This window comes from Vibrio sonorensis (assembly GCF_001854765.1).
Lineage (GTDB): Bacteria > Pseudomonadota > Gammaproteobacteria > Enterobacterales > Vibrionaceae > Vibrio > Vibrio sonorensis.
Genome location: NZ_LJJE01000013.1, coordinates 14913 through 41807, shown reverse-complemented (window position 1 = coordinate 41807; position 26895 = coordinate 14913). Strand labels below are relative to the sequence as shown.

At 45.1% G+C, this 26895-nt stretch carries 22 protein-coding genes and 4 pseudogenes; 13 read left to right on the top strand and 13 right to left on the bottom strand.

The window, feature by feature from the left end; genetic code table 11:
* Positions 1-10 precede the first annotated feature (10 nt).
* From BLO31_RS02760 to BLO31_RS02740, 5 genes are all read left to right on the top strand, one after another.
* A complete protein-coding gene (locus BLO31_RS02760; protein ID WP_070962781.1) occupies positions 11-2284 on the top strand; it encodes a tetratricopeptide repeat protein in 2274 nt (757 codons plus the stop codon).
* A gap of 110 nt (positions 2285-2394) precedes the next feature.
* Entirely contained in the window at positions 2395-3960 is a 1566-nt protein-coding gene (locus BLO31_RS02755) for a GGDEF domain-containing protein (protein ID WP_070962780.1), read from the top strand.
* Between the two features lie 185 nt (positions 3961-4145).
* Positions 4146-5510: a nucleotide 5'-monophosphate nucleosidase PpnN gene (gene ppnN / locus BLO31_RS02750; protein ID WP_070962779.1), complete on the top strand. Its 1365-nt coding sequence runs from the start codon at positions 4146-4148 to the stop codon at positions 5508-5510.
* A gap of 53 nt (positions 5511-5563) precedes the next feature.
* On the top strand, positions 5564-6331 hold the full coding sequence (gene xni / locus BLO31_RS02745) for a flap endonuclease Xni (RefSeq protein WP_070962778.1): 768 nt from the start codon (positions 5564-5566) through the stop codon (positions 6329-6331).
* A 52-nt stretch (positions 6332-6383) separates the two neighbouring features.
* On the top strand, positions 6384-7106 hold the full coding sequence (locus tag BLO31_RS02740) for a lipoate--protein ligase family protein (RefSeq protein ID WP_070962777.1): 723 nt from the start codon (positions 6384-6386) through the stop codon (positions 7104-7106).
* Positions 7107-7162: 56 nt separating this feature from the next.
* Here the strand turns inward: BLO31_RS02740 and rlmM are convergent.
* The 7 genes and pseudogenes from rlmM to pomA form a co-directional block, all read right to left on the bottom strand.
* Positions 7163-8253: pseudogene (gene rlmM, locus BLO31_RS02735) on the bottom strand (23S rRNA (cytidine(2498)-2'-O)-methyltransferase RlmM).
* Positions 8250-8648 carry a DUF423 domain-containing protein gene (locus tag BLO31_RS02730; protein WP_070962776.1) on the bottom strand — a complete coding sequence of 133 codons (399 nt, stop codon included), beginning with the start codon at positions 8646-8648 and terminating at the stop codon, positions 8250-8252. The pseudogene rlmM and the gene BLO31_RS02730 overlap by 4 nt, the downstream one beginning before the upstream one ends.
* Positions 8638-9258 carry an alpha/beta family hydrolase gene (locus BLO31_RS02725; protein WP_070962775.1) on the bottom strand — a complete coding sequence of 207 codons (621 nt, stop codon included), beginning with the start codon at positions 9256-9258 and terminating at the stop codon, positions 8638-8640. The genes BLO31_RS02730 and BLO31_RS02725 overlap by 11 nt, the downstream gene beginning before the upstream one ends.
* Positions 9251-10159 carry a transcriptional regulator GcvA gene (locus BLO31_RS02720; RefSeq protein ID WP_070962774.1) on the bottom strand — a complete coding sequence of 303 codons (909 nt, stop codon included), beginning with the start codon at positions 10157-10159 and terminating at the stop codon, positions 9251-9253. Before BLO31_RS02720 ends, BLO31_RS02725 begins: the two co-directional genes overlap by 8 nt.
* Positions 10160-10527: 368 nt before the next feature.
* Entirely contained in the window at positions 10528-11976 is a 1449-nt protein-coding gene (gene thiI, locus BLO31_RS02715) for a tRNA uracil 4-sulfurtransferase ThiI (RefSeq protein ID WP_070962773.1), read from the bottom strand.
* A 175-nt stretch (positions 11977-12151) separates the two neighbouring features.
* A complete protein-coding gene (locus BLO31_RS02710) occupies positions 12152-13099 on the bottom strand; it encodes a flagellar motor protein MotB (protein ID WP_070962772.1) in 948 nt (315 codons plus the stop codon).
* 10 nt (positions 13100-13109) lie between these two features.
* A complete protein-coding gene (gene pomA / locus BLO31_RS02705; RefSeq protein WP_070962771.1) occupies positions 13110-13874 on the bottom strand; it encodes a flagellar motor protein PomA in 765 nt (254 codons plus the stop codon).
* A gap of 252 nt (positions 13875-14126) precedes the next feature.
* On the opposite strand from pomA, the gene xseB reads away from it, so the two are divergent.
* The 5 genes and pseudogenes from xseB (at position 14127) to BLO31_RS02685 (ending at position 19270) form a co-directional block, all read left to right on the top strand.
* Positions 14127-14372, top strand: coding sequence for an exodeoxyribonuclease VII small subunit (gene xseB, locus BLO31_RS02700; protein WP_070962770.1), 246 nt, complete (start codon positions 14127-14129; stop codon positions 14370-14372).
* An 18-nt stretch (positions 14373-14390) separates the two neighbouring features.
* Positions 14391-15274 (top strand): annotated as a pseudogene (gene ispA, locus BLO31_RS02695) ((2E,6E)-farnesyl diphosphate synthase).
* A gap of 20 nt (positions 15275-15294) precedes the next feature.
* Positions 15295-16669: pseudogene (gene dxs, locus BLO31_RS02690) on the top strand (1-deoxy-D-xylulose-5-phosphate synthase); the annotation flags it as partial.
* Positions 16670-17158 (top strand): transketolase C-terminal domain-containing protein, encoded by a 489-nt coding sequence (locus tag BLO31_RS25100; protein ID WP_425425259.1) that lies wholly within the window; start codon positions 16670-16672, stop codon positions 17156-17158.
* A gap of 189 nt (positions 17159-17347) precedes the next feature.
* Entirely contained in the window at positions 17348-19270 is a 1923-nt protein-coding gene (locus BLO31_RS02685; protein WP_070962769.1) for an acyltransferase family protein, read from the top strand.
* Positions 19271-19287: 17 nt separating this feature from the next.
* Here the strand turns inward: BLO31_RS02685 and truC are convergent, their stop codons facing one another.
* Both truC and BLO31_RS02675 read right to left on the bottom strand, forming a co-directional pair.
* Positions 19288-20016 (bottom strand): tRNA pseudouridine(65) synthase TruC, encoded by a 729-nt coding sequence (gene truC, locus BLO31_RS02680; protein ID WP_070962768.1) that lies wholly within the window; start codon positions 20014-20016, stop codon positions 19288-19290.
* Positions 20007-20312, bottom strand: a complete 306-nt coding sequence (locus BLO31_RS02675; protein WP_070962767.1) for a YqcC family protein — start codon at positions 20310-20312, stop codon at positions 20007-20009. The genes truC and BLO31_RS02675 overlap by 10 nt, the downstream gene beginning before the upstream one ends.
* A gap of 118 nt (positions 20313-20430) precedes the next feature.
* Here BLO31_RS02675 and BLO31_RS02670 point away from each other — a divergent pair, with 118 nt between their 5' ends.
* Entirely contained in the window at positions 20431-21468 is a 1038-nt protein-coding gene (locus tag BLO31_RS02670; protein WP_070962766.1) for a DUF3549 family protein, read from the top strand.
* 4 nt (positions 21469-21472) lie between these two features.
* A complete protein-coding gene (locus tag BLO31_RS02665) occupies positions 21473-21772 on the top strand; it encodes a DUF3301 domain-containing protein (protein WP_070962765.1) in 300 nt (99 codons plus the stop codon).
* Between the two features lie 22 nt (positions 21773-21794).
* Here the strand turns inward: BLO31_RS02665 and BLO31_RS02660 are convergent, their stop codons facing one another.
* Positions 21795-22274, bottom strand: a complete 480-nt coding sequence (locus BLO31_RS02660) for a GNAT family N-acetyltransferase (protein WP_070962764.1) — start codon at positions 22272-22274, stop codon at positions 21795-21797.
* Between the two features lie 827 nt (positions 22275-23101).
* On the opposite strand from BLO31_RS02660, the gene BLO31_RS02655 reads away from it, so the two are divergent.
* A complete protein-coding gene (locus tag BLO31_RS02655; RefSeq protein ID WP_070962763.1) occupies positions 23102-23383 on the top strand; it encodes a hypothetical protein in 282 nt (93 codons plus the stop codon).
* 52 nt (positions 23384-23435) lie between these two features.
* Here BLO31_RS02655 and sucD read toward each other — a convergent pair whose 3' ends face one another.
* From sucD to odhB, 3 genes and pseudogenes are all read right to left on the bottom strand, one after another.
* On the bottom strand, positions 23436-24308 hold the full coding sequence (sucD, locus tag BLO31_RS02650) for a succinate--CoA ligase subunit alpha (RefSeq protein ID WP_070962762.1): 873 nt from the start codon (positions 24306-24308) through the stop codon (positions 23436-23438).
* A pseudogene (gene sucC, locus BLO31_RS02645) lies at positions 24308-25473 on the bottom strand (ADP-forming succinate--CoA ligase subunit beta). The gene sucD and the pseudogene sucC overlap by 1 nt, the downstream one beginning before the upstream one ends.
* A gap of 204 nt (positions 25474-25677) precedes the next feature.
* Positions 25678-26889 (bottom strand): 2-oxoglutarate dehydrogenase complex dihydrolipoyllysine-residue succinyltransferase, encoded by a 1212-nt coding sequence (gene odhB, locus BLO31_RS02640; RefSeq protein ID WP_070962761.1) that lies wholly within the window; start codon positions 26887-26889, stop codon positions 25678-25680.
* Positions 26890-26895: the final 6 nt, after the last annotated feature.

Here is a 26895-nt window from a genome sequence, read left to right as displayed (position 1 = left end):
TAAGATAAGAATGCTTAACTTGCGTTGGGATAAATGGATTGCGGCTTGTTTGATATTGATTTGTCAATCGGCTCTGGCGGATCACAAGGTCTATTCATCCCCCATACTGAATGAAGCCAACAACCTAGTCGATATTGTGCCTCAGCAATCTCGCCAATTGGCGACCAACTTTCTTACCCAGCGCAGGTTAAGTGAGCAAACCGAGAAAAGTCCATCTTCTATTTCCAGAGATGAAGCCGATGCTCGAATTCGCACTCCGGGGGGAACAATCGATGCAATGCGAATCCTTGCCCAAGCAGAATTCAACCTTGGCAATCAGATCATTGCGCTTACGCAATTGGAAAACGCAGCGCAATTAGCAGAAAAACACCAACTTCCTTATTTGAAAATGGAAGTTCAGTTGCTTGCGATTAGACTGTTATGGCAAATGGACAACCGACATGAACAGGCAAAGCAAAAGCTACTGCGCCTAGAACACAGCCTCAGCGAGTACCGAAACCAAGAGCAGCTTGCACCTCAATTGAGATACGAGATTGAAATGCTCAGAGCAGACATTGCATCAAAAGAGGGGAACCGAGCGCTCGCCGACGAAATTTATGCCGAGCAAGGCAAATACGTTTTTACTGTTAATGCGGTTAAAAACACCATTGACTACCATATTTCAGTGGGAACACATCTGCTAAACAACAAGAGCTACAACCTCTCACTATCTGAACTATTGACCGCTTATTGGATGGCAATTGAGGATAACTCCGGCGCTCAACTGGCCAAAATCAATAGTTTGCTGGGCCAACTCTTTTACGAACGACGCGTTTTGGATAAAGCCAATGACCACTTATCGCAAGCGGCAGACTTTTACGACAACTACGAAAAGTCTCCGGTTTTACCCACGATTCTCAAACGCATGGGCGATATTTACTACTATCAGGGCAAATATAATCTCGCGCTCGTACACTATTTTAACGCCATTGATCACGAACGAATTCAAAACAACTTAAGTCATATTATTGAACTAAGAGTTGCTCTAGCCTCTACTTACTTACAGCTAGTGAACTTTCCACTTGCTCAGCAGTACTTGGACAAAGCCAAAGAGCTACTGGAATATACAGATATCCCAGAGCTAAAAGCTCGAACTCTACTATTGGAAAGTGGTTTGGCTTACTATCAAGAGTCACCACAACAGGTCATCGACCTCGCACTACAGGCTCTAGAGCTTTCGCAACAAGTCAACTCACTGACGGTTCAAAAAAGAGCGTATCAGCTTTTGTATCTTGGCTACGAGTTAGACAAACAATACAAAAAAGCGCTTGGCTACCTCAAGCAATACAATGCCATGGCGAACATAGAGCAACAGCAGCTCGATTCAATTAGTGAAGACGCCTTTCGCCAGCAAAAAGAGTTTGTCGAACAAACACTTCACTTAGTTGGCCAAAAACAGCAACTGGACAACATTGAAAGTGAGTTCCACAAGTTTCAAAAAATAGCCTTTACACTATTTTTGGTCTGTACTCTGCTATTTATGTTTCTCTTGCGACGAGGCCATGTTGTCCGCCTTCAAAAAGAAGAAATAGATGAGCTGAACGACGACTTATACACCCATTCTCGATCAGGGTTAAAGAACCTGCGCATGTTAAACGCCAAGTTGCCCGCCTCTTTAGAAGAGAGCAGCCACAAGTTTGAAAAGTGGCACGTTGGCGAACTTATTCACGAACCACTGAATGATCGTTTGCGCTTTGTGATGATCGACGTACCCTTTTTGCGCAATATGTACCTGCAATATGGCTATGCAGAAGGGTTAAAACTTGAAAAAGCGTTTGGTGATTTTTTGCAAAGCAAGATCCAAGCTCCAGCCCGTATTTATCACTTTTCTGATGCCAACCTGCTCTATATAGAGGCGAGTAACGAGCAAAATGCCTCGCCTGAGTATCTCTACGAAAAAGTACAGCAGTGGTTGATGGAGTTCGAACCCGATCGCCGACTCAATCGAATTGTTCGTATTGGCATGGCCGATTACCCGTTCCTGCCAAGAGCGTATACGGCAATCAACGACAAAGAGCTGGTCGATATTTTGTTGATGTCCACCAGTGCCGCTCGAACCTTAAGTATGAAAGAACACGCAAGCCAATGGGTATACTTAAAAGCCATAGAGAACGCTCCTGCAGCGAGTTTGGCCACTGGAAACATTCGCAAAGCGTGTAAGCACTCAATAAGTCAAGGTCTAATAAAAGTTCATTCTTCTTATAAGAATGAGGAGAGCATCAAAAAACTATTAAAAGATGACTAAAAGAACGCCGTTCAGGTCGAGTATAACGTGACGTTGTCATTTTATTTGATATTATCGAGTGATTAGTAGATAGGATCCTATTTGATCCCAGAGTTGTATAGTTATTTCCCATGGGCGTTCTCGAGCAAGATATTCAGTCTCAGCTGCACAATCTAAAGTCTCAATTAGAACAACTTCGTTTGACACAAAGAGACTCCTCGTTCAAGTTTAAACGAGAGCAAAAAGTTCTGAAGCGATTAATTGCCTCTTTGAGCAACGCCTGTGTTAGTGACGATCCTCGTTTAGAAGCAGGCTTATTAGAGCTTCGTAAAGCAGTAGAACAACAGATAGATGTCAGCGCGCTCATTCCACAAATAGCGGTGTTAGAACGTCTACTAAAACAACAGAGTATGGCTATGGAAAATCAAACGCTGCATCTTGATTCTCAGATCAAGCACAGCGGTGAAACGCTCCTGCGTATCACTGGCCTGCCCGCGAAGATAAAGCGGGATCTGAGAGATCTACTTAGCTATTCGGGTAACCTTGAGTCCCCGATTACAGAGCAAGCCATGCGTTTACTCGCTATCTACGAACGCTCTATCAAAATTATCACCTCCAATCCCGACACCGATCTCGATGAAATTAACAGCAGTGCAGATAAAGAGCTTCTTTCGCGCTTAAGTGACGAACTGCAGCACCTGATAACCGAACTCGACTTCGAAGGAGAATCTGGAGATTTACTCAGTGATATCAGAGCAAAACTGCTGCTCGGCGTCAGTACTCAAGTACTCTTAGAGCTGACCCTACAGACGCTCAAGTTGGTGATCGATGGCACTCAGTTTGAACGCAAAACCTCTGAGCAATTTTTAGAACAATTGAACTCATCACTCTCCACCAGCTTAAAAGGCTCGGTTCAAAATACCGACCAGAGCCAGACCTATTTTGAACACCGACGCGAAATCAACCACGAGCTGAGCACGCTTGTTACAGGTAGCCGACAAACCATTGAGCACGCGGTTACTTTGGAAGGGGTTCAGGAAAGTATGGAACCTATCCTTGAAAAGCTTTCTTCATTAAGTGAACGGCTGCACCACGCAGAGCAGCGAGAACAAGCGCTGATTGAGCGAATGGCTTACGGCAACGATCAGCTTGAAGCCTTGTTTGAGGTGACACAAGACTATCGACGTCGACTAGAAGACCAAGCGCAACGCATGTTGCTTGACCCGTTGACCAAGGTTTACAACCGCACCGCATTTAACGATCGTTTGGAGTTGGAGTATCGTCGCTGGATACGTTCGCAAAACAACTTACGCGTTGTAATGCTAGATATTGATGGGTTTAAAAAGATCAATGATAGCTTTGGCTATACCGCTGGTGATAAAGCCCTAAAAATTATCGCCAGAACCATCAAAAAGCAGATCACTGAAACCGATACACTCGCTCGTTTCTCTGGAGAAGAGTTTGTTCTCTTGCTGCCAGAGCACTCCGATACGGCTTGTTTTGAACTGATTCAGACGGTTCAAAGACAAGTGTCAAAACTGCCTTTTAAGTTCCGAGATAAGCAACTCACTATTACGCTGTCAGCGTCAAGCACCGAATTTAAAGAGTCCGACACGCCGGAAGAAGTGTTAGAACGTTTAAACCTGATGTTAAGAGAAGCCAAATCCATGGGTCCCAACCAGCTTATCTGGAAATAGTCCCCTTCCCTTCTAGTTCCGTTAAAATTGATTCAATAATATCAATCAGTTATGTTTGTCTATTCGACTAGATCTGCTAGTCTTAAACATGCGTCTTAACAAAAGTGGCCACACTAGAGTATTAGTCTGCCTACCCTATTGCTAAGAATAACTATAATCATCCCTCACAGGATAAGGAGGTCTGCATGATCACTCACATTAGTCCTGCTGGCAGTATGGATCTGCTTTCTCAACTAGAAGTTGAACGCCTTAAAAAAACGGCAACCAGTGATCTCTATCAGTTGTACCGAAACTGTACATTAGCGGTACTCAACTCTGGTAGCCATACCGATAACTCCAAAGAGTTACTCGACAAGTACAAATCATTTGATGTGAATGTCGTCAGGCGCGAACGCGGTATCAAACTCGAACTGAGTAATCCGCCAGAGCACGCCTTCGTCGATGGGCAAATCATTAAAGGTATTCAAGAGCATTTATTCTCAGTGCTACGCGACATTGTGTACGTAAACATGCACCTTGCAGACAACCAGAGGTTGAACTTGACCAATGCCGTGCACATTACCAACCTCGTATTTGGTATCTTGAGAAATGCAGGAACATTGACACCCGGTATTGAGCCAAACCTCGTCGTTTGTTGGGGAGGACACTCCATAAACCCTACCGAGTATCAGTACACCCGTGAAGTGGGTAATGAACTTGGCCTACGAGAGCTCAATATCTGCACTGGCTGTGGACCCGGTGCAATGGAAGGCCCAATGAAAGGGGCGGCAATTGGTCATGCGAAACAGCGTTATTTTGAGCAAAGGTATCTAGGTCTTACTGAGCCATCAATTATTGCGGCAGAGCCACCCAACCCAATTGTGAATGAACTGGTGATCATGCCCGATATCGAAAAGCGCTTGGAAGCGTTTGTTCGCATGGCACATGGTATTGTGATATTCCCAGGTGGCCCTGGTACTGCAGAAGAGCTGCTCTACATTCTCGGTATCATGATGCATCCAGACAACGCAGACCAGCCATTGCCAATTGTGCTTACTGGCCCTAAAGAAAGCGAGGCATACTTCCGTTCTATCGACACCTTTATTGCAGATACACTGGGCGAAAAAGCGCAAAACCTGTATGAAATCGTGATCGACAACCCAGCAAAAGTTGCACAAATTATGAAGCGCAGCATGGCGGACGTGCGTCAACACCGCAAAGACACGGGGGACGCCTATAGCTTTAACTGGTCGCTTAAAATCGAGCCCGAATTCCAGCTTCCGTTCGACCCCACCCATGAAAATATGGCGAGCCTTGATCTGCATATGAATCAAAGAGCTGAGAACTTAGCAGCGTCGTTAAGACAAGCCTTCTCTGGAATTGTTGCCGGTAATGTCAAAGCAGAAGGCATACTAGAAATTGAGCGAAACGGGCCATTTATTCTCGATGGTGATGTCGAGTTAATGAAAAAAATGGACAAGCTTCTCGCTGATTTTGTTGCCCAAGACAGAATGAAACTACCGGGTGGAAGTGCATATGTTCCCTGCTACAAAATTGCGTCTAGAGACTAATATCCACATCCATTACAATAGGGGGCTCAGCCCCCTATTTTATTGATTCTATTATGTCTATACATCTGGTCATTATCGATGCGCTCAATCTCATTCGCAGAGTTCACTCTGTCCAACCCGATGCGAACGACATTCAAAGAACGATAGAGACCACATCTCGCACACTAAATAAGATCATTAACGAGGCCAAACCCACCCATATCGTTGCCGTATTTGACCACCATCTGCAAGAGCGCGGATGGCGGGCGGAAATATTACCCGAGTACAAGCAAAACCGAAAACCAATGCCAGAGCCTTTGCTTAACGGCTTAGAGAGTATTCAAGATGCGTGGTGGGAACTTGGCATTGATTCACTGTTATCAGAAGGGGATGAGGCAGATGATCTAGTGGCAACATTGGCGGTTAAAGTGGCTCAGCACCAAGAGAAAGTCACTATCATTTCCACCGATAAAGGTTATTGCCAACTGCTTTCCCCCACTTTGCAAATTCGAGACTATTTCCAACATCGTTGGCTAGATGAACCCTTCATTGAAAAAGAGTTTGGTGTGAAACCCGATCAACTTGCCGACTATTGGGGCTTAACTGGGGTAAGTAGCAGTCAAGTGCCGGGAGTTCCGGGAATTGGCCCTAAAGCAGCCAAAGAAATACTCACCCAATTTAAAGACATAGAATCCGCGTTTGTCTCGCAAGATTTAGCAGAGAAGTATCGCAAAAAACTGGACGAGCACATCGAGTCAGCGCGTGTTTGCAAACGAGTTTCGGCATTAAAAACCGACATCGAACTAGGATTTAACTTACAGGATTTGAGATTTGGTAACTAGCCGCTCATCGGTTCGCGTCCCTTTTAAAATCCTTCACTAGGAACGATTCGCTATGGCGAAAAGCAGAGCAAAAGTACTTCGTTATGATTCGGTAGAGGTTGCCACCGTTTTTGATACTGAACACCAGTTATTAGAAAACATTCAATCGGGACAACTCGATCAAGCCTTATTGCTTTGGCAAAGCAGTGAAGAGACGCTGGTATTACCTTCAGGAAGTAAATGGCAACAATCAAAATCTTTAAAAAGATCGCTACGTGATATTGGTTGGAACCTCTACACCAGAAAAACTGGAGGCGCACCCGTTCCACAAACCAGAGGTGTTATCAATGTTTCCTATATGTACGCCCTACCCGAGCAAAAAGAGTATTCTGTGTCCGAAGCATACGAACATTTTTGCGATATTTTAAGTGCGTTTTTCCAATACTATGGCATTGAGGTAAAAACGCACGAAACACCGGGAAGCTATTGTGATGGTAAATACAACTTAAACATCAACCAGAAAAAAGTGGTAGGGACTGCTCAGCGGGTCGTATTGAGAAAAGGTGGGGGTAAAGTGGTTTTGGCTCAGGCTTGTATACTGGTTGACACCAACCCAGAACAGCTAGTTTCTCCTGTCAACCTCTGCTATCAAAACCTCCAAATGCCTGACAAAGTTGTCGCTCAGGTACATACAAACTTGTTTGACCATACAGCCAGTCGACCAACTGTCTCGCAACTCTTTCAAGTGCTGTTTAACTGCTTTGTCGACGCACAAAAGCAAGCAAGTGATCAGTAAAAGTCACACTGCTACTGCACAAAAAAACAAAGGCTCCTAATTTGGAGCCTTTATTATTAATGGGGAGAGATATTGGACAGGCACTGAATATGTACCGTGATCTCCTCGCGGTCATGATATAGGTGTTTGGCTTGAAGGCGATATTTTACCTTGTTCTCTTTCAAGAAAATTTTCAGGTTTTCTATGTCTTCCAACACTTCGTCGTAGCGACCTTTCATCGGCAACTTAAGGTTAAAGATCGCCTCTTTCGCCCAGCCGCTGATGATCCACTCACCCATAAGCTGAGCAACTCGCGATGGTTTCTCTACCATATCGCAGATAAGCCATGTGACATTCTTACGCGCTGGTTCAAACTTAAAACCGTCTTCTTGATGATGTTTTACCTGACCGGTTTCCATCAAGCTATCCGCCATCATGCCATTGTCAACCGCGTGGACAAACATAGAGCGTTTGACAAGCTGATAGGTCCAACCTCCCGGACACGCACCCAAATCCACACCCCACATACCTGCAGCAAGGCGTTCATCCCACTCTTCTCGTGGTATAAACACGTGAAACGCTTCTTCAAGCTTAAGAGTAGAGCGACTCGGCGCATCGGACGGAAACTTCAGTCTGGGGATCCCCATAAAAATGGAGAGTTGTTCTTAGGCAAGGAGTAGCCAACAAAACAGTGGCCTGGGGCGGTAAAACAGATGTGGAGCACTGGTTTTTTCGCGTGCTCTTTCTTCAGTAACACACCCTTACCCCTAAGCGCTTGGCGCATAGGAACCGTAAACTTTCGGCAAAACTTAAGCAGCTCTTTCGCTTCGTTTGTATCCGGTGTTTCGATGCGAATATCACCACACACTGGGAAGTTTTCTTGCTCGCTTAACGCATCTAAAATGGGAGAGATCCGATCTTCACGCGGTAAATCTTCTAACTCATTCGAGATAGCGAACATCTGTCGTGCGAAAATCAGCGACTTAAAATCAATCTTCTCGATAAGTGATTGAGCATCTCCCTCTTGATAACATTCGAACAGAACAAATCCGGTGTTATTTTTAAGGCGTGGGAAACCGAAGATTTCCAGCTCGTTTGCGCGATCTTGAATTTCTCCTGCACACTCTTTTTCAAAACCAGAGCGACAATAGAGCATGACTTGTTTCACTTATCTACCTCGTTAATTTGCAGTGCTGCGAAAGCAAATAGCCCCCAGCCCAACATAAAGCTTAGACCACCTAATGGCGTAATTGGTCCAAACCACTTGATCCCAGTTAGTGCGAGCGCGTATAGGCTGCCACTAAAACAAAAGACGCCGATGATAAAGCAAATAGCACTAAAGAAGAAATACTTTTGTGCTTTGTAACTTTGCGTGTGCATCAGCAAAACGGCACAAATTATCAAACCAATGCCATGAATAAACTGGTAGTGGACACCAGTGTTAAAGACATCGAGCAAATAAGGGGACAACACCTTTTTTAAACCGTGCGCTGCAAAGGCACCCAGCCCGACACCTGTCCCTAAAAGTAAGGCACCTATAGATAGTAAATACTTACTCTTCACGATAGACCTCGAATATAAACGCGGTGAGTTTCTCTACCGCGAGAGCAATATTGTCCTCTTCGGTGTATCCAGAGCTTTTTCTCGGTTTGAAGCTATGGTCTCCATCGGGGATAAACACCGTTCGAACCTGCTCAGAAAAAGAAAAATCGTCAAACTCTTCTCTCTTGCCAAAAGTATCCCGTTCACCTTGTAAGATCAGACACGGCTTTGAAATTTCGGCAAGGTGCTCGCCTTTGTATTTTTCTGGTTTTCCCGGTGGGTGGAAAGGAAAACCCAAACAGGCAACTCCATTCACTTGCGTGTGTTGACTAAGAAGACTTGCCATACGACCACCCATCGATTTACCGCCTATAATTATTTGGCCGTCAAATTCTTCAATCAGTTGCGAATAGGCCTCTAACAACTTAGGAGCGCGATCTGGTGGACGCTTTTTCCCATCGATTGCTCTTTGCACCATGTAGGGAAAGTTGAATCGAATCACTTTAATACCATTAGCCGCTAACCCCAGCGCAACCGCCTCCATAAACGCATGGTCCATTCCGGCACCAGCACCGTGAGCAAAAACAAATATTGGTCCGTTGTCGGGACCATTGATTAAACGATTAGTCATCGAGTAGCTCCTCTTGCTCACTTTGTGCTTTCGCTAGCATCCAATCTCTGAAAGTCGCAATCCGGCCCATATCGGCTTGTTTGTCATGACACACAACGTAAAACGCGTTCTTTGACACTAACACTTCATCAAAAGGAGCAATAAGACGACCCGCTTCGATTTCGGGTTGTGCTAACACATTGTTACCCAAGGCGACACCTTGTCCATGAGCGGCGGCTTGAAGGACCATTGTTGAGTGACTAAAGATAGGGCCGTGATTGACATTGACTCCACTAACCTCATGCTGCTTGGAAAACTGTTTCCAATCTTTTCTGGAAGTGTCATGAAGTAACGTATGGTGTGCCAAATCAGTTAAAGATTCTAATGGTTTATTTCCGAGCAAAAGCGACGGCGCACACAAAGGGACTAAATATTCTTGATACAGTTTGTCGGCTCTAAGCCCTGCCCAGTTTCCTCGGCCATAGTAAATGGCAACATCGACATCATCGGTCAAAGAGCCTTCGTCCATGTCCACCGCTTTGATTCTTACGTCGATGTCCGGCTCTTGTTGATTAAAATCAGCTAACCGAGGCACCAGCCATTGAATAGCAAAGCTTGGCGGTAAACTAATCGTCAAAGCACCTTTCTCACTGCGTTCTAATACTTTGTCGGTAGCTTCTGCTAGTGAAGTGAAAATATCTTTTATATCAAGGAAGTAGCTCTGGCCTTCTTCGGTAAGTAACAGAGAACGATTTCTACGTCGAAAAAGCTTTAAACCCAAAAACTCTTCCAACGCTTTGATCTGGTGACTTACTGCCGCTTGGGTAACGAACAGCTCTTCCGCTGCCCGAGTAAAGCTCAAGTGACGTGCAGCAGCTTCGAATACTTTTAATGAATTTAACGGAGGCAATCTTCTGGACATGTCAGCCCTCAAAAAATAATAGATTAGTTTTTTTAATCTGAAACATTATAAAATGTCGATTGCCTCTCGGCCAGAGAAATTCTATATTTCTTCCCGCAACGCTAGCCTGAACGGCTTGGTTCCTTTACGAATCAATTGGCTTAGTTGTTGCGATGTTGTGTTTGCATACTCGTAATTCGAGTAAGGTAGGTTTCTACCAAGGTTTTGTTTCTCTTATCCAGCAGCAAAACTCATACTTCCTGTATTTATTTTTTTGACCTGTCTGTCAAATTGTTTAACACCGCCTTTGGGCGGTGTTTTTTTATGTCTAAAACCCTACAAACGAGTCTCTTCCGGCAATAAAAAACGCTCCCGAAGGAGCGTTTTTTCTATGGTCTGTATACCTTGACGTTACTGAACCCTTGTTCTTGTAGATAGAGCGCTTGTAAGCGGCTCATCACACCACGGTCACAGTAAAGTAAGTATTCCTTACCTTGATCCAAATCGCCAAACTGAGTGCCTAACTTGTAAAAAGGAATGTGTTTCACATCAACACCGTCGATTTCTAACGGGTTGTCTTCCTCTTCTTCTGGGCTGCGTATATCCAACACTACCGCGTGCTCAGCAACGGCTTGTACTTGCTCAACTTCAGGCGCGGCTTCTTCAGACTCTTTAGCTATATCTCGAATATCCATTAAACGGGCGTCGCGAATGACCTGCTCTAGGATATCAAAATCAAACTTCTCTTCTTCTGCGTCTAGCTTGCCTTTTATCGCTTTGACAGTTGGTTTCTTAGAGATAACTCCACAGTACTCAGGCATTGTCTTGGCAAAGTCTTCCGTACCAATATCACGAGCCAGATTGATAATGTCTTCTTTATCCCAGTTAATGAGAGGGCGCAGGATAAGGGTATCGGTCACGTTGTCGATGTGACGCAAGTTAGTCAGGGTTTGGCTAGAGACCTGACCTAATGCCTCACCGGTGACCAATGCTTGAATACCAAATTTTTCTGCGATCATACCCGCTGCACGCATAAACATACGCTTGAGAATCACGCCCATTTGACCGTCATCTACCTTTTCTAAGATCTCTGCGACGACCGGTTCAAAGTCGACGGAGATAAAGCGAACTTTAGCCGACGAACCATATTTGTTCCAAAGGTAGTGGGATACTTGCTTAACACCGATTTCGTGCGCTGGGCCACCTAAGTTAAAGAAACAGTAGTGCACCTTTGAACCGCGCTTAATATGCAGGTAACTAGAAACACCGGAGTCAAACCCACCAGAAATAAGGCTAAGTACATCTTCTTGGGTTCCAAGCGGGAAACCGCCCAAACCTTTGTGACGGGCAATTACTTGGTTTAGTATTTCGCCGACCACTTCAACCTTTACGGTTACATCAGGTTTTTGCAGTTTGACACTCGCGCTTTCAACCGCTTGATTAAGACCACCGCCAACGTAACGCTCTAGCTCAATAGAAGTGAAGTCGTGTTTGCCACGACGCTTAGCACGCACAACAAAAGTTTTGCCTTCAATAAGCGGACCACTGCGTTTAAGCACCTGTTCGAAAATATCGTGTAGATCGGTAAACTCAGACTGCTCGACTTCCAGTACGTGATGTATACCCGGTGTCTGAGTCAAGATTTCTAACGTCTCTTGATAATACGCATCCGTTGGCGCTGTCACTTCGATGTGGTCACGGCGGTTAAACACCGCTACTGACTGTGTGCGACGCTTGACGATATTGCGAATATTGCATTCAAGTATTCTAGTAAAGCGCTTACGCACCGACTCGCTTTTAACAAAAATTTCTGGATGTGGCTTTACAATAAATTTCATACTTAACTTCACAATTTAAATGGCTGTTACTGCACTTGCCTTTAATTATAACGACTAATCCTACGGTCAAAGATCGTTACTACAACAGGCACCGTCTAAGGGCGCAAGATTATACATGATGATAACCATATAAAAAAGGCGAGCTTTTACGCTCGCCTTTTTGCTAATGATCTTGTTATTGCTGAGCTGAAGGTATTTCTTCACTGTACAATGGCTCACCTTGCATGATACTGATTTCCACGCGACGGTTTCTAGAGCGTTGTGTTTCCGTGTCGTTCGGTCCAATTGGATCGGTATCCGCCATACCTCGCACTCTTAATCTCTGATGATCAAAGCCGCGAACTCGTTCCATCTCTTGAGCAACCGATACCGCTCGTTGCGCAGAGAGATCCCAGTTTGAACGATACAGTTCAGAGTCGATGCGCTGATTATCTGTATGACCAGATACCCTTACAATACCGGGAACGTCTTTGACCAAATCGGCAATCTGACGGACGAGTGGCCTAAACTTAGGCTGTAGGAAGGCGGAACCTTCTGGGAAAGCACCTTTCTCTCTAATCCGAATAACAATTTGTTGACCGAGATTTTCAACCTCAATTGCGCCTTGGTCAATTTCGCGCTCTAGCGCTTTTTTAATCGTTTCTAGAACTGTTTCTAACTCTTCAGACATAGATTCAGACTGCTGCTGATTTTTGTCTGATTCTGCATTTTGGTTATTCTGAGTCGAGGTTTCCGGTGATTGTCCACCAGTCATTTGACCTTGATCTCGTCGAGTACCACCCGCTCGATCAGACTCCCCTTCGTGGAACTCTAGAGTCTGCTGTGTAATATCAATGGTTTGCTGCATGATAACGTCAATCGGTGTCGGCTCAGGTCGCCCCGGACGAAACTCCTGAGCAATAATACTCGTCCCCTTGGGGATATCCTTCACTTCTAAACGATTTTGAACACCAAACGCGAACTTCATTGAACCCGCGATCTGTTTAAACTTCAGTACATCCATCTCTGAGAACGACAACAGAAGTACAAAGAAACACATTAGAAGCGCCATCAAGTCTGCAAAAGTACCCATCCAAGCGGGAAGGCCGGGAGGTGGACATTTACACTTGTTATCATCATCCATAGCCGCTTCCTTACTCGTTATCTACGTCCAGAGCACGTTTACCCTCGTTGAGATAGTTTTTCAGGTAGCTATCAATAACACGTGGATTTTGACCGTCTTGAATAGCGAGAACCCCATCCATAATTAACCTGCGGTTTAATGTTTCTTGTTCACGACGAAGAGAAAGCTTATCCGCGATAGGGAAGAACACCATGTTCGCTAGAATCGCACCGTATAGCGTTGTAAGAAGGGCTACCGCCATTGCAGGACCGATGGCTTTCGGGTCGTCCATATTGGAAAGCATGGCTACCAGACCAACAAGGGTACCAATCATTCCCATTGCCGGTGCCACGTCACCATAAGCTCTAAATACACCAGAGCCGTGTTCGTGTCTTTCATCAGTAAGCGAGATGTCTTTTTGAAGGGCTGCGCGAACGACATCTGCATCGTGTCCATCGACGAGAAGATCGATACCTTTTTGCATAAAACTGTTGGTTATTTCCATCTCTTCTAAAGCGAGGAAACCACCTTTACGCGCCGCATCCGCCATCTCAACAATCTTCGCTATGAGGTCTTCTGGATCATCGGCTTTAAACATAAATGCTTTACCAGCAATTTTCGCCGCTCCGAAAAATTGTCCCATGGTGAATTTCATCAACACCACGAAGGTGGAACCACCTACAACAATCAATATCGACGTGACGTCGATGAACATCATAATGCTTCCGCCAAGTACCATCGCCATGATGACGAACGCGAAACCACCAATCAGTCCTAACAGCGTTGCTAAATCCACAAAGCACTCCTCATGCCATTAATAAGCTTCTACCGAATTATATCGGCAACTTGCTAAGATCTTTAATGATTTATTAACTCAATAGTGACCCTTCTTCATACTAGACTAAAATAACGCAAGCTTGAGTGCACTAGATTCAATTATTGACATGACCGCGTTAACTCAATTTTTATAACAATTTTACCCCCATAAATTTGACCATCATCGGTTGCTGGGGTAACTTTCGTGCATCTTTCTCTATACAGACTGCTTATGGCCACCAAAAAACCTGAAAATATGACGTTTGAAGCCACCATCGAAGAGCTTGATACCTTGGTGGAACAGTTAGAACACGGAGATCTGGCTTTAGACGATGCTTTGAAAAAGTTTGAGCGAGGCATTGCCTTGGCTAGATCCGGCCAGACCAAGTTAACAGATGCTGAGCAACGTGTAGCGATTTTACTGAACAATGACGATGAGTCTCCTCTTAGTAACTTTGATGCATCTTCTGAACAATAACGACGAGAATTTCCTTTTATGCGTGAGGCATTAACCTCTTATCAACAGCGTAATAGTGAGCAATTAGAGCACTGGTTAAGTCAGTTGCCTCATCAACAACAGCCACTCGTTCACGCCATGCGTTATGGCCTTTTATTAGGCGGGAAAAGAGCAAGACCATTTTTAGTTTATGCGACGGGTACCCTGTTTGGCGTCAGTGAAGAGCATCTGGATACTCCAGCAAGTGCTGTCGAGTGTATTCACGCCTACTCTCTTATTCACGATGATCTTCCAGCATGGATGACGATGAGCTAAGACGAGGACAGGCCACTTGTCATATTGAGTTTGATGAAGCCACCGCTATTTTGACGGGCGATGCCTTGCAAACTCTCGCATTTTCCATACTTGCCGAAGGCACTCTAAATCCAGATGCAGAAAAGTATCGTATAAAAATGGTACAGGTACTTGCTTCTGCCTCGGGGGCACAGGGCATGTGTATGGGACAAGCATTGGATTTAGCCGCAGAGAATCGTAACGTTTCATTAACAGAGTTAGAGCAAATTCACCGTAATAAAACGGGAGCCCTAATAAAATGTGCGGTGGTTTTGGGGGCATTGGCTGCTGGCGAAAAAGGAGTGAAATACCTTTTCCAGCTAGAACAGTATGCAGATGCGGTCGGCCTTGCTTTTCAAGTGCAAGATGACATTTTAGATATCATTAGTGACACCGAAACCCTAGGTAAACCACAAGGCTCTGATCAAGAGTTGAACAAAAGCACCTATCCCGCTCTACTGGGGCTGGACGGAGCGATAGATAAAGCCAATACTCTATTGCAAGAGGCACTTCACGCCTTAGAAGCAATCCCTTACAATACACAAACTTTAGAAGAGTTCGCCCGATATGTCATCGAGCGCAAGAACTAACACTATAAGCGCGCATATATATGACTCTTGATATTGCTAAATATCCAACACTGGCTCTGGCAGATACGCCGGAGGACCTTCGTAGCCTTCCAAAAGAAGCGCTCATCAAGCTATGTGATGAATTACGTACTTACCTACTTAACTCAGTAAGCCAATCAAGTGGACACCTTGCCTCTGGTTTGGGTACCGTTGAATTGACAGTCGCTCTGCACTACGTCTTTAACACGCCTTTCGATCAACTGATTTGGGATGTGGGCCATCAAGCTATCCACACAAGATACTGACGGGCCGCCGCGAGCAAATGTCTACCATTCGACAGAAAGACGGTTTGCACCCCTTCCCTTGGCGTGAGGAGAGCGAGTACGACACTTTGTCTGTCGGTCACTCATCGACTTCCATCAGTGCCGCTCTTGGTATGGCAATAAGTGCCGAAAAAGAAGGGAAAGACCGAAAAATTATCAGTGTAATTGGCGATGGCGCCATTACTGCAGGAATGGCGTTCGAAGCCATGAACCACGCTGGTGATGTTCACCCTGACATGCTTGTCATACTTAACGACAATGAAATGTCCATTTCGGAAAACGTCGGTGCGCTGAACAACCACCTTGCCCAAGTACTGTCTGGCAGCTTGTATACATCCATTCGCGAAGGTGGAAAAAAAGTGCTCTCTGGCGTACCGCCGATCAAAGAGTTGGTTCGCCGTACTGAAGAACATTTAAAAGGCATGGTGGTTCCCGGAACGCTGTTTGAAGAGCTGGGCTTTAACTACATTGGCCCTATCGACGGTCACGATGTCAACGAACTGGTCAAAACACTGAAGAACATGCGCGAGCTGAAAGGTCCGCAGTTCTTGCACATTATGACCAAAAAAGGCAAAGGTTATGAACCTGCCGAAAAAGACCCCATCGGCTATCACGGCGTACCTAAGTTCGACCCAAACCACAGTTCATTACCAAAAAGCGCAAGCTCTAAGCCTACGTTTTCTAAAATTTTTGGTGACTTCCTTTGCGATATGGCAGCGCAAGATCCCAAACTGATGGCGATTACGCCAGCTATGCGTGAAGGCTCTGGCATGGTGCGTTTCTCGAAAGAGTACCCCTCTCAATATTTTGACGTGGCAATCGCCGAGCAACACGCTGTCACACTGGCGACCGGAATGGCAATCAGTGGTGATCATCCTATCGTCGCCATTTATTCCACTTTCTTGCAGCGTGGCTATGACCAGCTTATTCACGACGTAGCAATCATGGACCTCCCTGTTATGTTCGCTATTGACCGTGCCGGAATTGTGGGCGCAGATGGTCAAACTCACCAAGCGCCTTTGACCTCAGCTTTATGCGCTGTATACCAAACATGGTAATCATGGCGCCGAGTGATGAGAATGAGTGTCGTCAGATGCTCTATACTGGTCACCAACACCAAGGTCCTAGTGCTGTTCGATATCCGAGAGGCAGTGGTATGGGCACTGAGATTGAATCGGCATTTACCGAACTCGCGATAGGTAAAGGACGCATTTTACGCCAAGGTGAAAACGTCGCTATTTTAAACTTTGGTACCTTGCTGCCGAATGCTTTAGAAGCCGCAGAGAAGCTCAACGCAACGGTAGCAGATATGCGCTTTGTTAAACCACTCGATACGGAGTTGCTCGCTGAACTTGCATCGTCTCACGATACGCTAGTCACTCTGGAAGAAAATGCCATTGCAGGTGGCGCAGGTGCTGGTGTTATCGAACACCTTATGAAGACTAAGCAGATCAAACCAGTGCTTAATCTTGGCCTACCAGACAAGTTTATCGCTCAAGGCACTCAAGATGAGATGCATCAAGAGTTAGGGCTTGATGCCGCAGGCATTGAACGCTCTATCCTGAGCTATTTAGCAAAGTAACACACCAAGATTCAACGTCCCTCTTTACAGAGGGACCCCTTCCTTCTAAAAGTTTCTTTTTAGACAGATCACAATGAGAATTTTTCTATCGCGACTCACCTTTAGCAACACGGTTTCTCGACTTAACTAAGATCTTGTCTTACCAAAAATAAACTTTACAATACCAGCAAACTTTTCTGGCGTGTATTTATGAAATTTAGGCATGATATTAATGGTTTAAGAGCCATTGCTGTGATTGCAGTTGCTCTGTTCCACTTCAGTCCCGAAGTCCTTCCCGGAGGTTTTGCTGGAGTTGACGTTTTTTTCGTCATTTCGGGCTATTTGATGACAGCCATCATCGTCAGGGGATTAGAAAATAATGAGCTTTCTCTGATCAAGTTTTACGTAGCTAGAGCCAATCGAATAATCCCTGCACTCGCCGTTCTATGTCTAGCCCTTCTCGTATTTGGTTGGTTCTATTTAACACCGATAGACTACAAAATTCTCGGGAAACACATTACTGGAAGTCTCGGTTTCTTCTCTAACGTAATCTACTTAAAAGAGTCTGGTTATTTCGATACATCTGCCTATAGTAAGTGGCTTCTACACACTTGGTCATTATCAGTAGAGTGGCAATTCTACATATTGTACCCTCTCATTTTGCTTGCTCTAAGTCGATTATTTGGTCTTCACACGACAAAAAAACTGATTGTCGCATTTACGATACTGCTTTTTTCGGTCAGTGCCTTCGCTACATTCAAATGGAGCGATGAGTCCTACTACCTTCTCCCAACAAGAGCCTGGGAAATGATGATGGGGGGAATAGCTTACCTCTACCCACTCAATTTCAACCGAAGAAAAAGCCAAATCGCCGAAGCCTTAGGTTTGCTATTAATATTGGCAGCCTATTTTGTTGTGTCTAGCGATACACCTTGGCCAGGGTATTTAGCCATTTTACCTGTCGCTGGTACCTTTTTAGTGATCATCGCCAATAGGCAAGATAGCTTTTTGACAAACAACCAACTATCCCAGTATGTGGGACTTTGGTCGTATTCTATCTATTTGTGGCACTGGCCAGTGGTCGTTCTTTTTCATTACTTGAACGTACAAAGTTCAGTAGCTTTAGGAATGCTAATTTCCTTGCTTTTAGGTTTTGCTAGCCATAAATACGTAGAAACAATCAAATGGGAAAATACACTTAACTGGAAAAAAGCATTAGTCATTAAGCCCTTGATCGCTGCCGTTTTAGTCCTAGTAATCAGTACAGTGTTGACCAAAATCGTCAATGTCCAAAGCAGCCGTTACTCTGAAGAAGTTTTAACCATTTTAAATGAATCTGAAAACATAAATCCCAGAAGACAAGAGTGCCATGTCAGCGAGGGGACAGTCCCGCAGTGTAAGTACGGCTCGGGAGAAGTTAAAGCGATTGTCTTAGGCGATAGCCATGCTCAAGGTATCGTTCGAAGTGTTGAAAAATCCCTGTCAAAGGAGTCATCCGTGCTGGACTGGACAATGTCTGGATGCCGGACAGTTCAGGGGATATACAACATAAGAAGTGGAAGTAAAGATACTTCTTGTGGCGACTTCATTGAGTTTGCACTAACTGAGGTAAAAAACTACCCTAATGTCCCAGTAATCATCTCAAATCGATTTAATGCTCTATTATTTGGTGTGAACGAAAAGAGCTCTAATCGAGTCACAGAACTTATCTCAAGTAATAATCTTGAAGCGAAATTTGGCGAAGCTTACACAAAATCGATGTCAACAGCCTTTATCGATACCTTGTGCCGTTTTTCAAAAACAAACCCTATTTACCTTTTGGAGCAAACTCCTGAGCTAGCCCTAAATGTCCCTCAAACGATGGCAAGAGAGTACATAAAAGGCAACGCCAGTTATAGGGTCAAAATCGATAAAGCAACCTACAACAAAAGAAATGAAGCTTTTTCAAAAATCATGAATAGCCTTCAAAAACAATGTGGCGTCACTATCGTGTCTGTTCAAGACAAGTATTGCGATGAGTTGTATTGCTATGGTGACCATAAAGGCAGACCCATGTTTTTTGACGATGATCACCTGAGTGAGTTCGGAGCCTCGTTCCTTATTCCTTCGTTTAAGCAGATATTGGCAGAATAGAAAGTGTGCCAAATACCTTAAGAGTTTGGCCAGGCAAACTCAGTCAGCAAACTTTGCCAAATCTCGTCAAAGCCCGCTTTGATCGTCAAAGGTTGCTCAGTATATGGGTGAACAAGTGTCAGTTCGCTGGCGTGCAGCAATAGTCTTCTCGCATCGTAATGCTCTCTGAACAGACGGTTATGTTTACCATCACCATGAGTGGTATCACCGACGATAGGGTGCCTCAAATGCGCCATATGGCGCCGTAGTTGATGTTTTCGACCTGTCAGTGGCTTAAGCTCCATTAAGCAGTAGCGGCTTGTTGGAAAGCGGCCTGTTGAATGTGGCACTTCTACTTTTGCCAGAGGACGATAATCTGTCACTGCTTCCTGTGGCTCTTTGTCTTCGCTGGCAAACTTATCGGCGACTTTGTCCAACTCAACTTTTAACGCGTAATCCAGTCGACCAGCCTCTTCTATCCAACCACGGACGATAGCATGGTAGGTTTTGTTTATGGTTTTACCCGCAAACATCGGCATTACCTCTGAGGCTACCTCTGAGGATAAGGCAAAAAGCAGTACTCCCGATGTCGGGCGATCTAATCGGTGAAGAGGGAAAACGTGTTGCCCTATTTGGTCTCGGAGTGTTTGCATAACAAACTGAGTTTCATGCTTATCCAGCCAGCTTCGATGCACTAGCATACCTGCAGGTTTATTGACGGCAACAAAATAGTCGTCTCGATAAAGGATTTCCAGCTCTACTGACATAACTTATCTATCTCTTTTATCGTGGCGATAACATCACTCAAATTCGGTAACTCTTTCCAGCATTCTTCAAAGTATGGGGCGATAGAAAAACCGTTCGGTATTTGGCCCTTTTCCTCCGTTAATACTTGCATCTTAGGAATAAAAATCCACTGTAACCATTGCTCCGGAGACAAGCGGTCTAAGGAAAAAGGTTCTGGACTGTTAAGTTGCTCTTCAGTGGGTTCTTTGCTTTCCCATAATCCGTTTTCTTGAAGTTGAATAGACAGTTTTCTCAACAAGTCACTTAGTTTGGTCATGATTCTGGTCGTTGCCCCTTGAAATTGGCCGCTAGGATACCATTTATATAGCGAGATTGGCGAAAACTACGTGCTCGCCTCGCTCTGTAAAAATTCAAACCTGCAGGATACGCGCTTTATGGACACCATTCATACCCTAACTCAGCTTCTTAAAAACAGCGGCTGTGATTTTCAGATCGTCGATTTAGGTAGAAGAATTGTACCCATTTCTACCGCATCATTTGCGGATATAGAAGCTGGGAAAAAGCCGTATCCCTACCCTGTTCAACGCAAGGCTCATATGGGGATCGCCTACTGGAACCAAGAGAAGCAACCTTGGATCTGGTTCCTAAAATTCGATCTTGATGAGAGAGGCCTGTTAAAACCAGCCGATATTGGTCAATTTTTAAAGTATGTTATCGAAGCCATGGGTACTCGCCTGAGCGATGACATGGATGAAGATACTCAGCAAAAGCTAGCCAACAATCCATATACCTACAAACCTGCCGAAGATAAGTTGGCGGTCTTTAACAGTCAAATACGAGCACAATTGGATTTACCCACCAGCCAGTACTACGAACACGCTCAACACTACTTTCAAGGTGGCTTAGGTTGGCAAAACTGGCAGACTGTTGGCTTGCAGGGGATCAGTGATATTGTCGCTAGACTCAGCATTGATCAAAACGGTATTCTACTTCGCAAAGCTATTACAAACTTGCCTAATGAACCACTATATGCACTTTTAGGTTGCCTAGAGCACGCTCGTCTACCAGAAAAGCTGGCACACCGTATCGCCGAATTAGTGCAACAGGAGGTCGACAGCAAAGACCCAGATCTCTTTTTGCTGTCCGCCTTAATTCGCAGCTTGGGCGGCAGTGAAATAAGTGTCAGCCATCACCTCGTCAGCCAAATTCTGAAAAGCCCAAGGTTGAGCCACCAAGAGGTACTGATTGGTATTGCCGGCCGTGTTTGGACAACACTGGCAGAGCCTAAATTGGCGGAACAATTTCTAATCCGACTCGCTCAAACAGGTAATCAAACTCTTTTCAATCAGTTGTTCGCGGACTTGGTTATGCTTCCTGAACTTAGAATGGTATTGCTGCCTTTACTGCACTCAGATGCTTCAAGTGAACTGAGCAGCGCTCTCATTGGTTTGCAAAAAGCAGCCAAGGGATAAAACCATGATCGGAGATTTGTTTGCCATCCTCGGTTTAACGCTTTTCTGCGCGCTTTTTTGGCAGCAGAGACGGCAATCTGAAATCGCCAAGCGCACTATCTTAAGAAAGTGTGAACATTTGGAGTTACAGTTGGTCAGCGTGGCCTTAAAGGGTCATCGTTTTCGGCTGCCTGACGGAAAGTGGCGCTGGCATACTCGCTATCAGTTTGAGTTTTCTTCACTCGGCGACGATTGCTACCAAGGAGAACTGATTATGTACGGCTTTGTATCCGGTCAGTTTGATATTCCACCACATCGCATGTAGTGGTAGACAAGTCGCCTACCCTTTAAACGACATCGAATTGAAACTTATAAAATGGTCCAAAGCTGTCAGAGCTTTCTCCTACTTGCTCAAACGCTAAGGCCTTCAACAGGCGTATAGAAGCTTGGTGATGCGTATTGGACGTAGCAACGACCTTATTCAACTTTAGGTCTTTCACGGCTTTGGGGAAATAGGCCTTTAGAGCTTCTTTGGCAAATCCCTGTCCCCAATACGCTTTATCAAAGATATAGCCCAACTCCGGCTCGGTAGAGAGATTACAAATAAACACATGCCCCATGTAATCCCTCGTTCGGCCATCGAGAACCGCCATGCAATGAAGATCAACGTCGTGCAACACTCTTTGAAAAAGCTGTTTTGCAGACGCCACCGTATGAGGCCCGTTCATTTCTGCGCGGTTTTTTACGCAGCAGTTGAGCATTAGAAAATCTGACTGTAAAGAGTCATGGTAAGGAACCAATATGGTTCTTTGAGTAACAATGGTCACATCACGTCCTTGCGATAAATCCATCGCAGATAAAACAAGCCGAGAAAGTAAACTAAGCCAACAATCGAGTTATTGATCCAAGTATATTTTTATAGGTATAGAGGAAATTATTAATGAGATTTGTTACACGGAGCCAAGGAAGACACGCCGCCAGCTTTACCTTCAAACTTGGACCACAAGACATATCGGGATAAGAAAAGCCCCGATACTTAGTACCGGGGCTCTGGTCTTACTCGCAGCAATCCAGCTACAGATTCGTGCTCCATGCATCGTCCATAACAGTTGCCAAATCCTTCAGCCTTTCCCGTCCATCGCTATCCTAGCGGTGTCCACATCATCCTGACTGCTAACCTTCCCAGTTAGCACACTTCACTTGTTCCCTGAGCGGTGTCCTTGGTACATCCTGTACAAATCCAGCCTGTCCATAAGGGGTTCCCATACTCTCCTTGTTTACCAAACGTCCTGTTGGTAAAAAGCCGTCCAAGCTTGTCCTGTAATCCTTTGGATAAACATCCCGTTTATCTCAGTCTTCCTGACTTCACATCCTTGATGCTTTCCTGTTCCGTGTCAGTATCCTTCCGACAGATTTAATCTACTCCTATCTTTTTAATGTCACAACCAGCGTACGATAAATCAGTTTTAGGCAAGCAATACACACAAAATAGTTTTTTATTAAAAATCAGAAAGATAACTCCACAAAGTAAATTGGTTTTGCCTATAGGCTACACGTTTTCTCACATCAAATGTGAGAGATCTCTTACGTCACACACCCGTTTTTGCTATTTTCAGTTTATCTCTATTTAATTTTGAACATTGGAAGTCATATTATGCTTACTCAGGATGTCACCCAAGAACTAGAACGCGTGTTCCAAGAGCTGACAAACCAAGGAAAAGAGCCAACAGTCGCACTCGTTAGAGCTCGATTGAGTTCACCTATCCCAATGCCAGCAATCATCGCGTCTTTAAAGCGCTGGAAAAGCACCAAAAAAGTACCGAGGGTTGAAATAGCACAAGCTAGTGAGGAGCAAACCGTTGAAACTCTACAAAAGCAAATAGATGCCCTAACCTTGCGCGTAGAGCAGCTTGAAAGGCAACTTAATAAGTCTTGAAACAAAAAAAGGATGGCCAATGGCCATCCTTTCGCTGACTTAAATGGTGTTATTACCAACCCGTTACTTCGCGCAGACCTTTACCGATATCTGCTAGGCTTTTCACTGTTTTAACACCTGCCGCTTCTAGAGCTGCGAACTTGTCTTCTGCTGTACCTTTACCACCAGAGATAATCGCGCCAGCATGACCCATACGCTTGCCTGGAGGAGCAGTAACACCAGCAATGTAAGAGACAACAGGCTTAGTCACGTTCTCTTTGATAAACGCCGCTGCTTCTTCTTCCGCTGTACCACCAATTTCACCAATCATGACAATGGCTTCTGTCTCTGGATCATCTTGGAACAGTTTTAGGATATCGATAAAGTTTGAACCTGGAATTGGGTCACCACCGATACCAACACACGTTGATTGTCCAAACCCTTCGTCAGTGGTTTGCTTAACCGCTTCGTAAGTTAGTGTACCAGAACGAGATACAATACCTACTTTACCTTTCTTGTGGATATGACCCGGCATGATACCGATCTTACACTCGTCTGGAGTGATTAGACCTGGACAGTTTGGACCGATCATACGAGCGCCCGTTTCTTCCAGTTTGACTTTTACATCGATCATATCCGTTGTTGGGATACCTTCAGTGATGGTTACGATAAGTTCGATACCCGCGTCAATGGCTTCCAGGATAGCATCTTTACAGAAAGGTGCTGGAACGTAGATAACCGTCGCCGTTGCGCCAGTTGCTTCAACAGCTTCGCGTACCGTGTTAAATACAGGAAGACCAAGGTGGGTTTGACCACCTTTACCCGGTGATACGCCACCAACCATTTGCGTTCCGTATGCAATCGCCTGCTCTGAGTGGAAAGTACCCTGTCCACCAGTGAAGCCCTGACAAATTACTTTGGTGTCTTTATTAATTAGTACAGACATTATTTGCCCTCCGCAGCAGCAACGACTTTCTGAGCTGCGTCAGTTAATGACTCAGCTGCAATGATATCAACATCAGAATTAGCAAGTACTTCACGACCTACGTCAGCATTGGTACCTTCAAGACGTACAACCACTGGTACGTTTACACCAACTTCTTTAACCGCACCGATGATACCTTCAGCGATCATGTCACAACGCACGATACCACCAAAGATGTTAACCAGTACTGCTTTCACATTGTCGTCCGATAGGATGATCTTAAATGCTTCAGCAACGCGCTCTTTCGTAGCGCCGCCACCTACATCGAGGAAGTTAGCTGCTTGCCGCCGTGCAAGTTAACAATGTCCATCGTACCCATTGCTAGACCCGCACCGTTAACCATACAGCCTACGTTTCCATCAAGTGCAACGTAGTTTAGCTCCCACTGAGCAGCGTGTGCTTCACGCTCATCTTCTTGAGATGGATCGTGCATTTCGCGCAGCTTAGGCTGGCGGTATAGAGCATTGGAATCGATGTTGATCTTGCCATCAAGACATAGAAGGTTACCTTCACCAGTAATGACTAGTGGGTTAATTTCTAGTAGAGCAAGGTCATACTGAGAGAACATGTTGCCAAGACCCATAAAGATCTTAACAAATTGTTTGATTTGGTCACCTTCAAGACCAAGCTTAAACGCGAGCTCGCGGCCTTGGTATGACTGAGGACCAACGAGTGGATCAATCGCTGCTTTATGGATAAGCTCAGGTGTCTCTTCTGCCACCTTTTCGATTTCAACACCACCTTCCGTTGAAGCCATAAATACGATTTTGCGCGTTGCGCGATCTACCACCGCACCTAGGTACAATTCGTTAGCAATGTTTGAAGCTTCTTCAACGAGAATTTTAGTAACTGGCTGACCATTTGCGTCAGTCTGGTAAGTTACCAGATTCTTACCTAACCACTTCTGAGCGAACTCTTTAACACCGTCTTTAGTGTCGTGTAGTTCTACACCGCCCGCTTTACCACGTCCACCTGCGTGAACCTGACATTTTACAACTTTCTTTTCAGTGCTGATACGACCGGCGGCTTCGAAAGCCTCTTGAGGTGTATCACATGCGTAGCCTTCCGGCACCGGCAAACCGAATTCGGCAAACAGCTGTTTGGCTTGGTATTCATGCAAATTCATTGTTTTATTCCGTATGTTTATCCCTTTGGGGATTTATTATTTCCATAAAGCGACGACACTAGGTGTCGAGCGATACGTCTGTAGGGTGCTTCTCAAATTAAACTAGCAAAATAGTAGTCTAAATGAAGGCCAGACGCTGAGCCAGTCTAGCCTCTGAATTTATAGACGTCTACACTTCCGTGCAGACGTCTTCGGAAGTGCTTATTAAACGTCCAACAATAGACGAGCAGGATCTTCCAATAGCTCTTTAATTGTCACTAGGAAACCTACCGACTCGCGACCATCGATCAAACGGTGGTCATAAGAAAGAGCAAGATACATCATAGGTAGAATTTCTACCTTACCATCCACAGCCATTGGACGTTCTTGAATTTTGTGCATTCCAAGAATGGCCGATTGTGGTGGGTTGATGATTGGAGTAGACATCAAAGAACCAAATACACCACCGTTAGTGATAGTGAAGTTACCGCCCATCAGTTCGTCAACAGTCAGTTTGCCGTCACGACCTTTAATGGCCAATTCTTTAATACCTTTTTCGATATCAGCCATTCCTAGTGTATCGCAGTCCTTAAGTACTGGAGTCACCAAACCGCGTGGCGTAGATACCGCCATGCTGATATCAAAGTAGTTGTGGTAAACAATATCATCACCATCAATAGAAGCGTTGACTTCAGGGTAACGTTTTAGTGCTTCTGTCACTGCTTTTACGTAGAAAGACATAAAGCCTAGACGAATACCGTGACGCTCTTCGAACTGGTCTTTGTACTGCTTGCGAAGATCCATAATTGGCTTCATGTTAACTTCGTTGAAGGTCGTCAACATAGCCGTGTTGTTCTTCGCTTCAAGCAGGCGATTAGCAACGGTTTTACGCAGACGTGTCATAGGTACGCGTTTTTGGCTGCGCGCAGCCGCTGGTGCTTCTGCAACAGGTGCCGGAGCTTCTGCTTTAGGTTCAGCTTTCGCATTAGCGATGTGAGCTTCAATATCTTCACGCGTGATACGGCCACCAACACCAGTGCCTTTCACTTGTGAAGCTTCAAGGCCGTGTTCACCTAGAAGGCGACGAACCGCTGGACTTAACGCATCATTCGTTTCTTCAGTAAGCGCCGCTTTGTGGCGCTTATCTGGCGATGCTTCGCTTTCCGCAGGCGCATCTTTGGTTGGCTCACCAGCAACAGCACCAGGCTTTAGACGTGCAATAAGCTGCTTAGAAAGAACGGTCGCCCCTTCTTCCTCTACGATTGCTTCCAAAACACCTGCTTCTGGCGCTGGGACTTCCAATACAACTTTGTCAGTTTCAATATCAACCAGAACTTCGTCGCGCTCTACAGCGTCGCCCGGTTGCTTGTGCCATGTCGCGACAGTAGCGTCCGCAACGGATTCAGGTAAATCTGGAACCAGAATTTCAATTGTCATATCTGT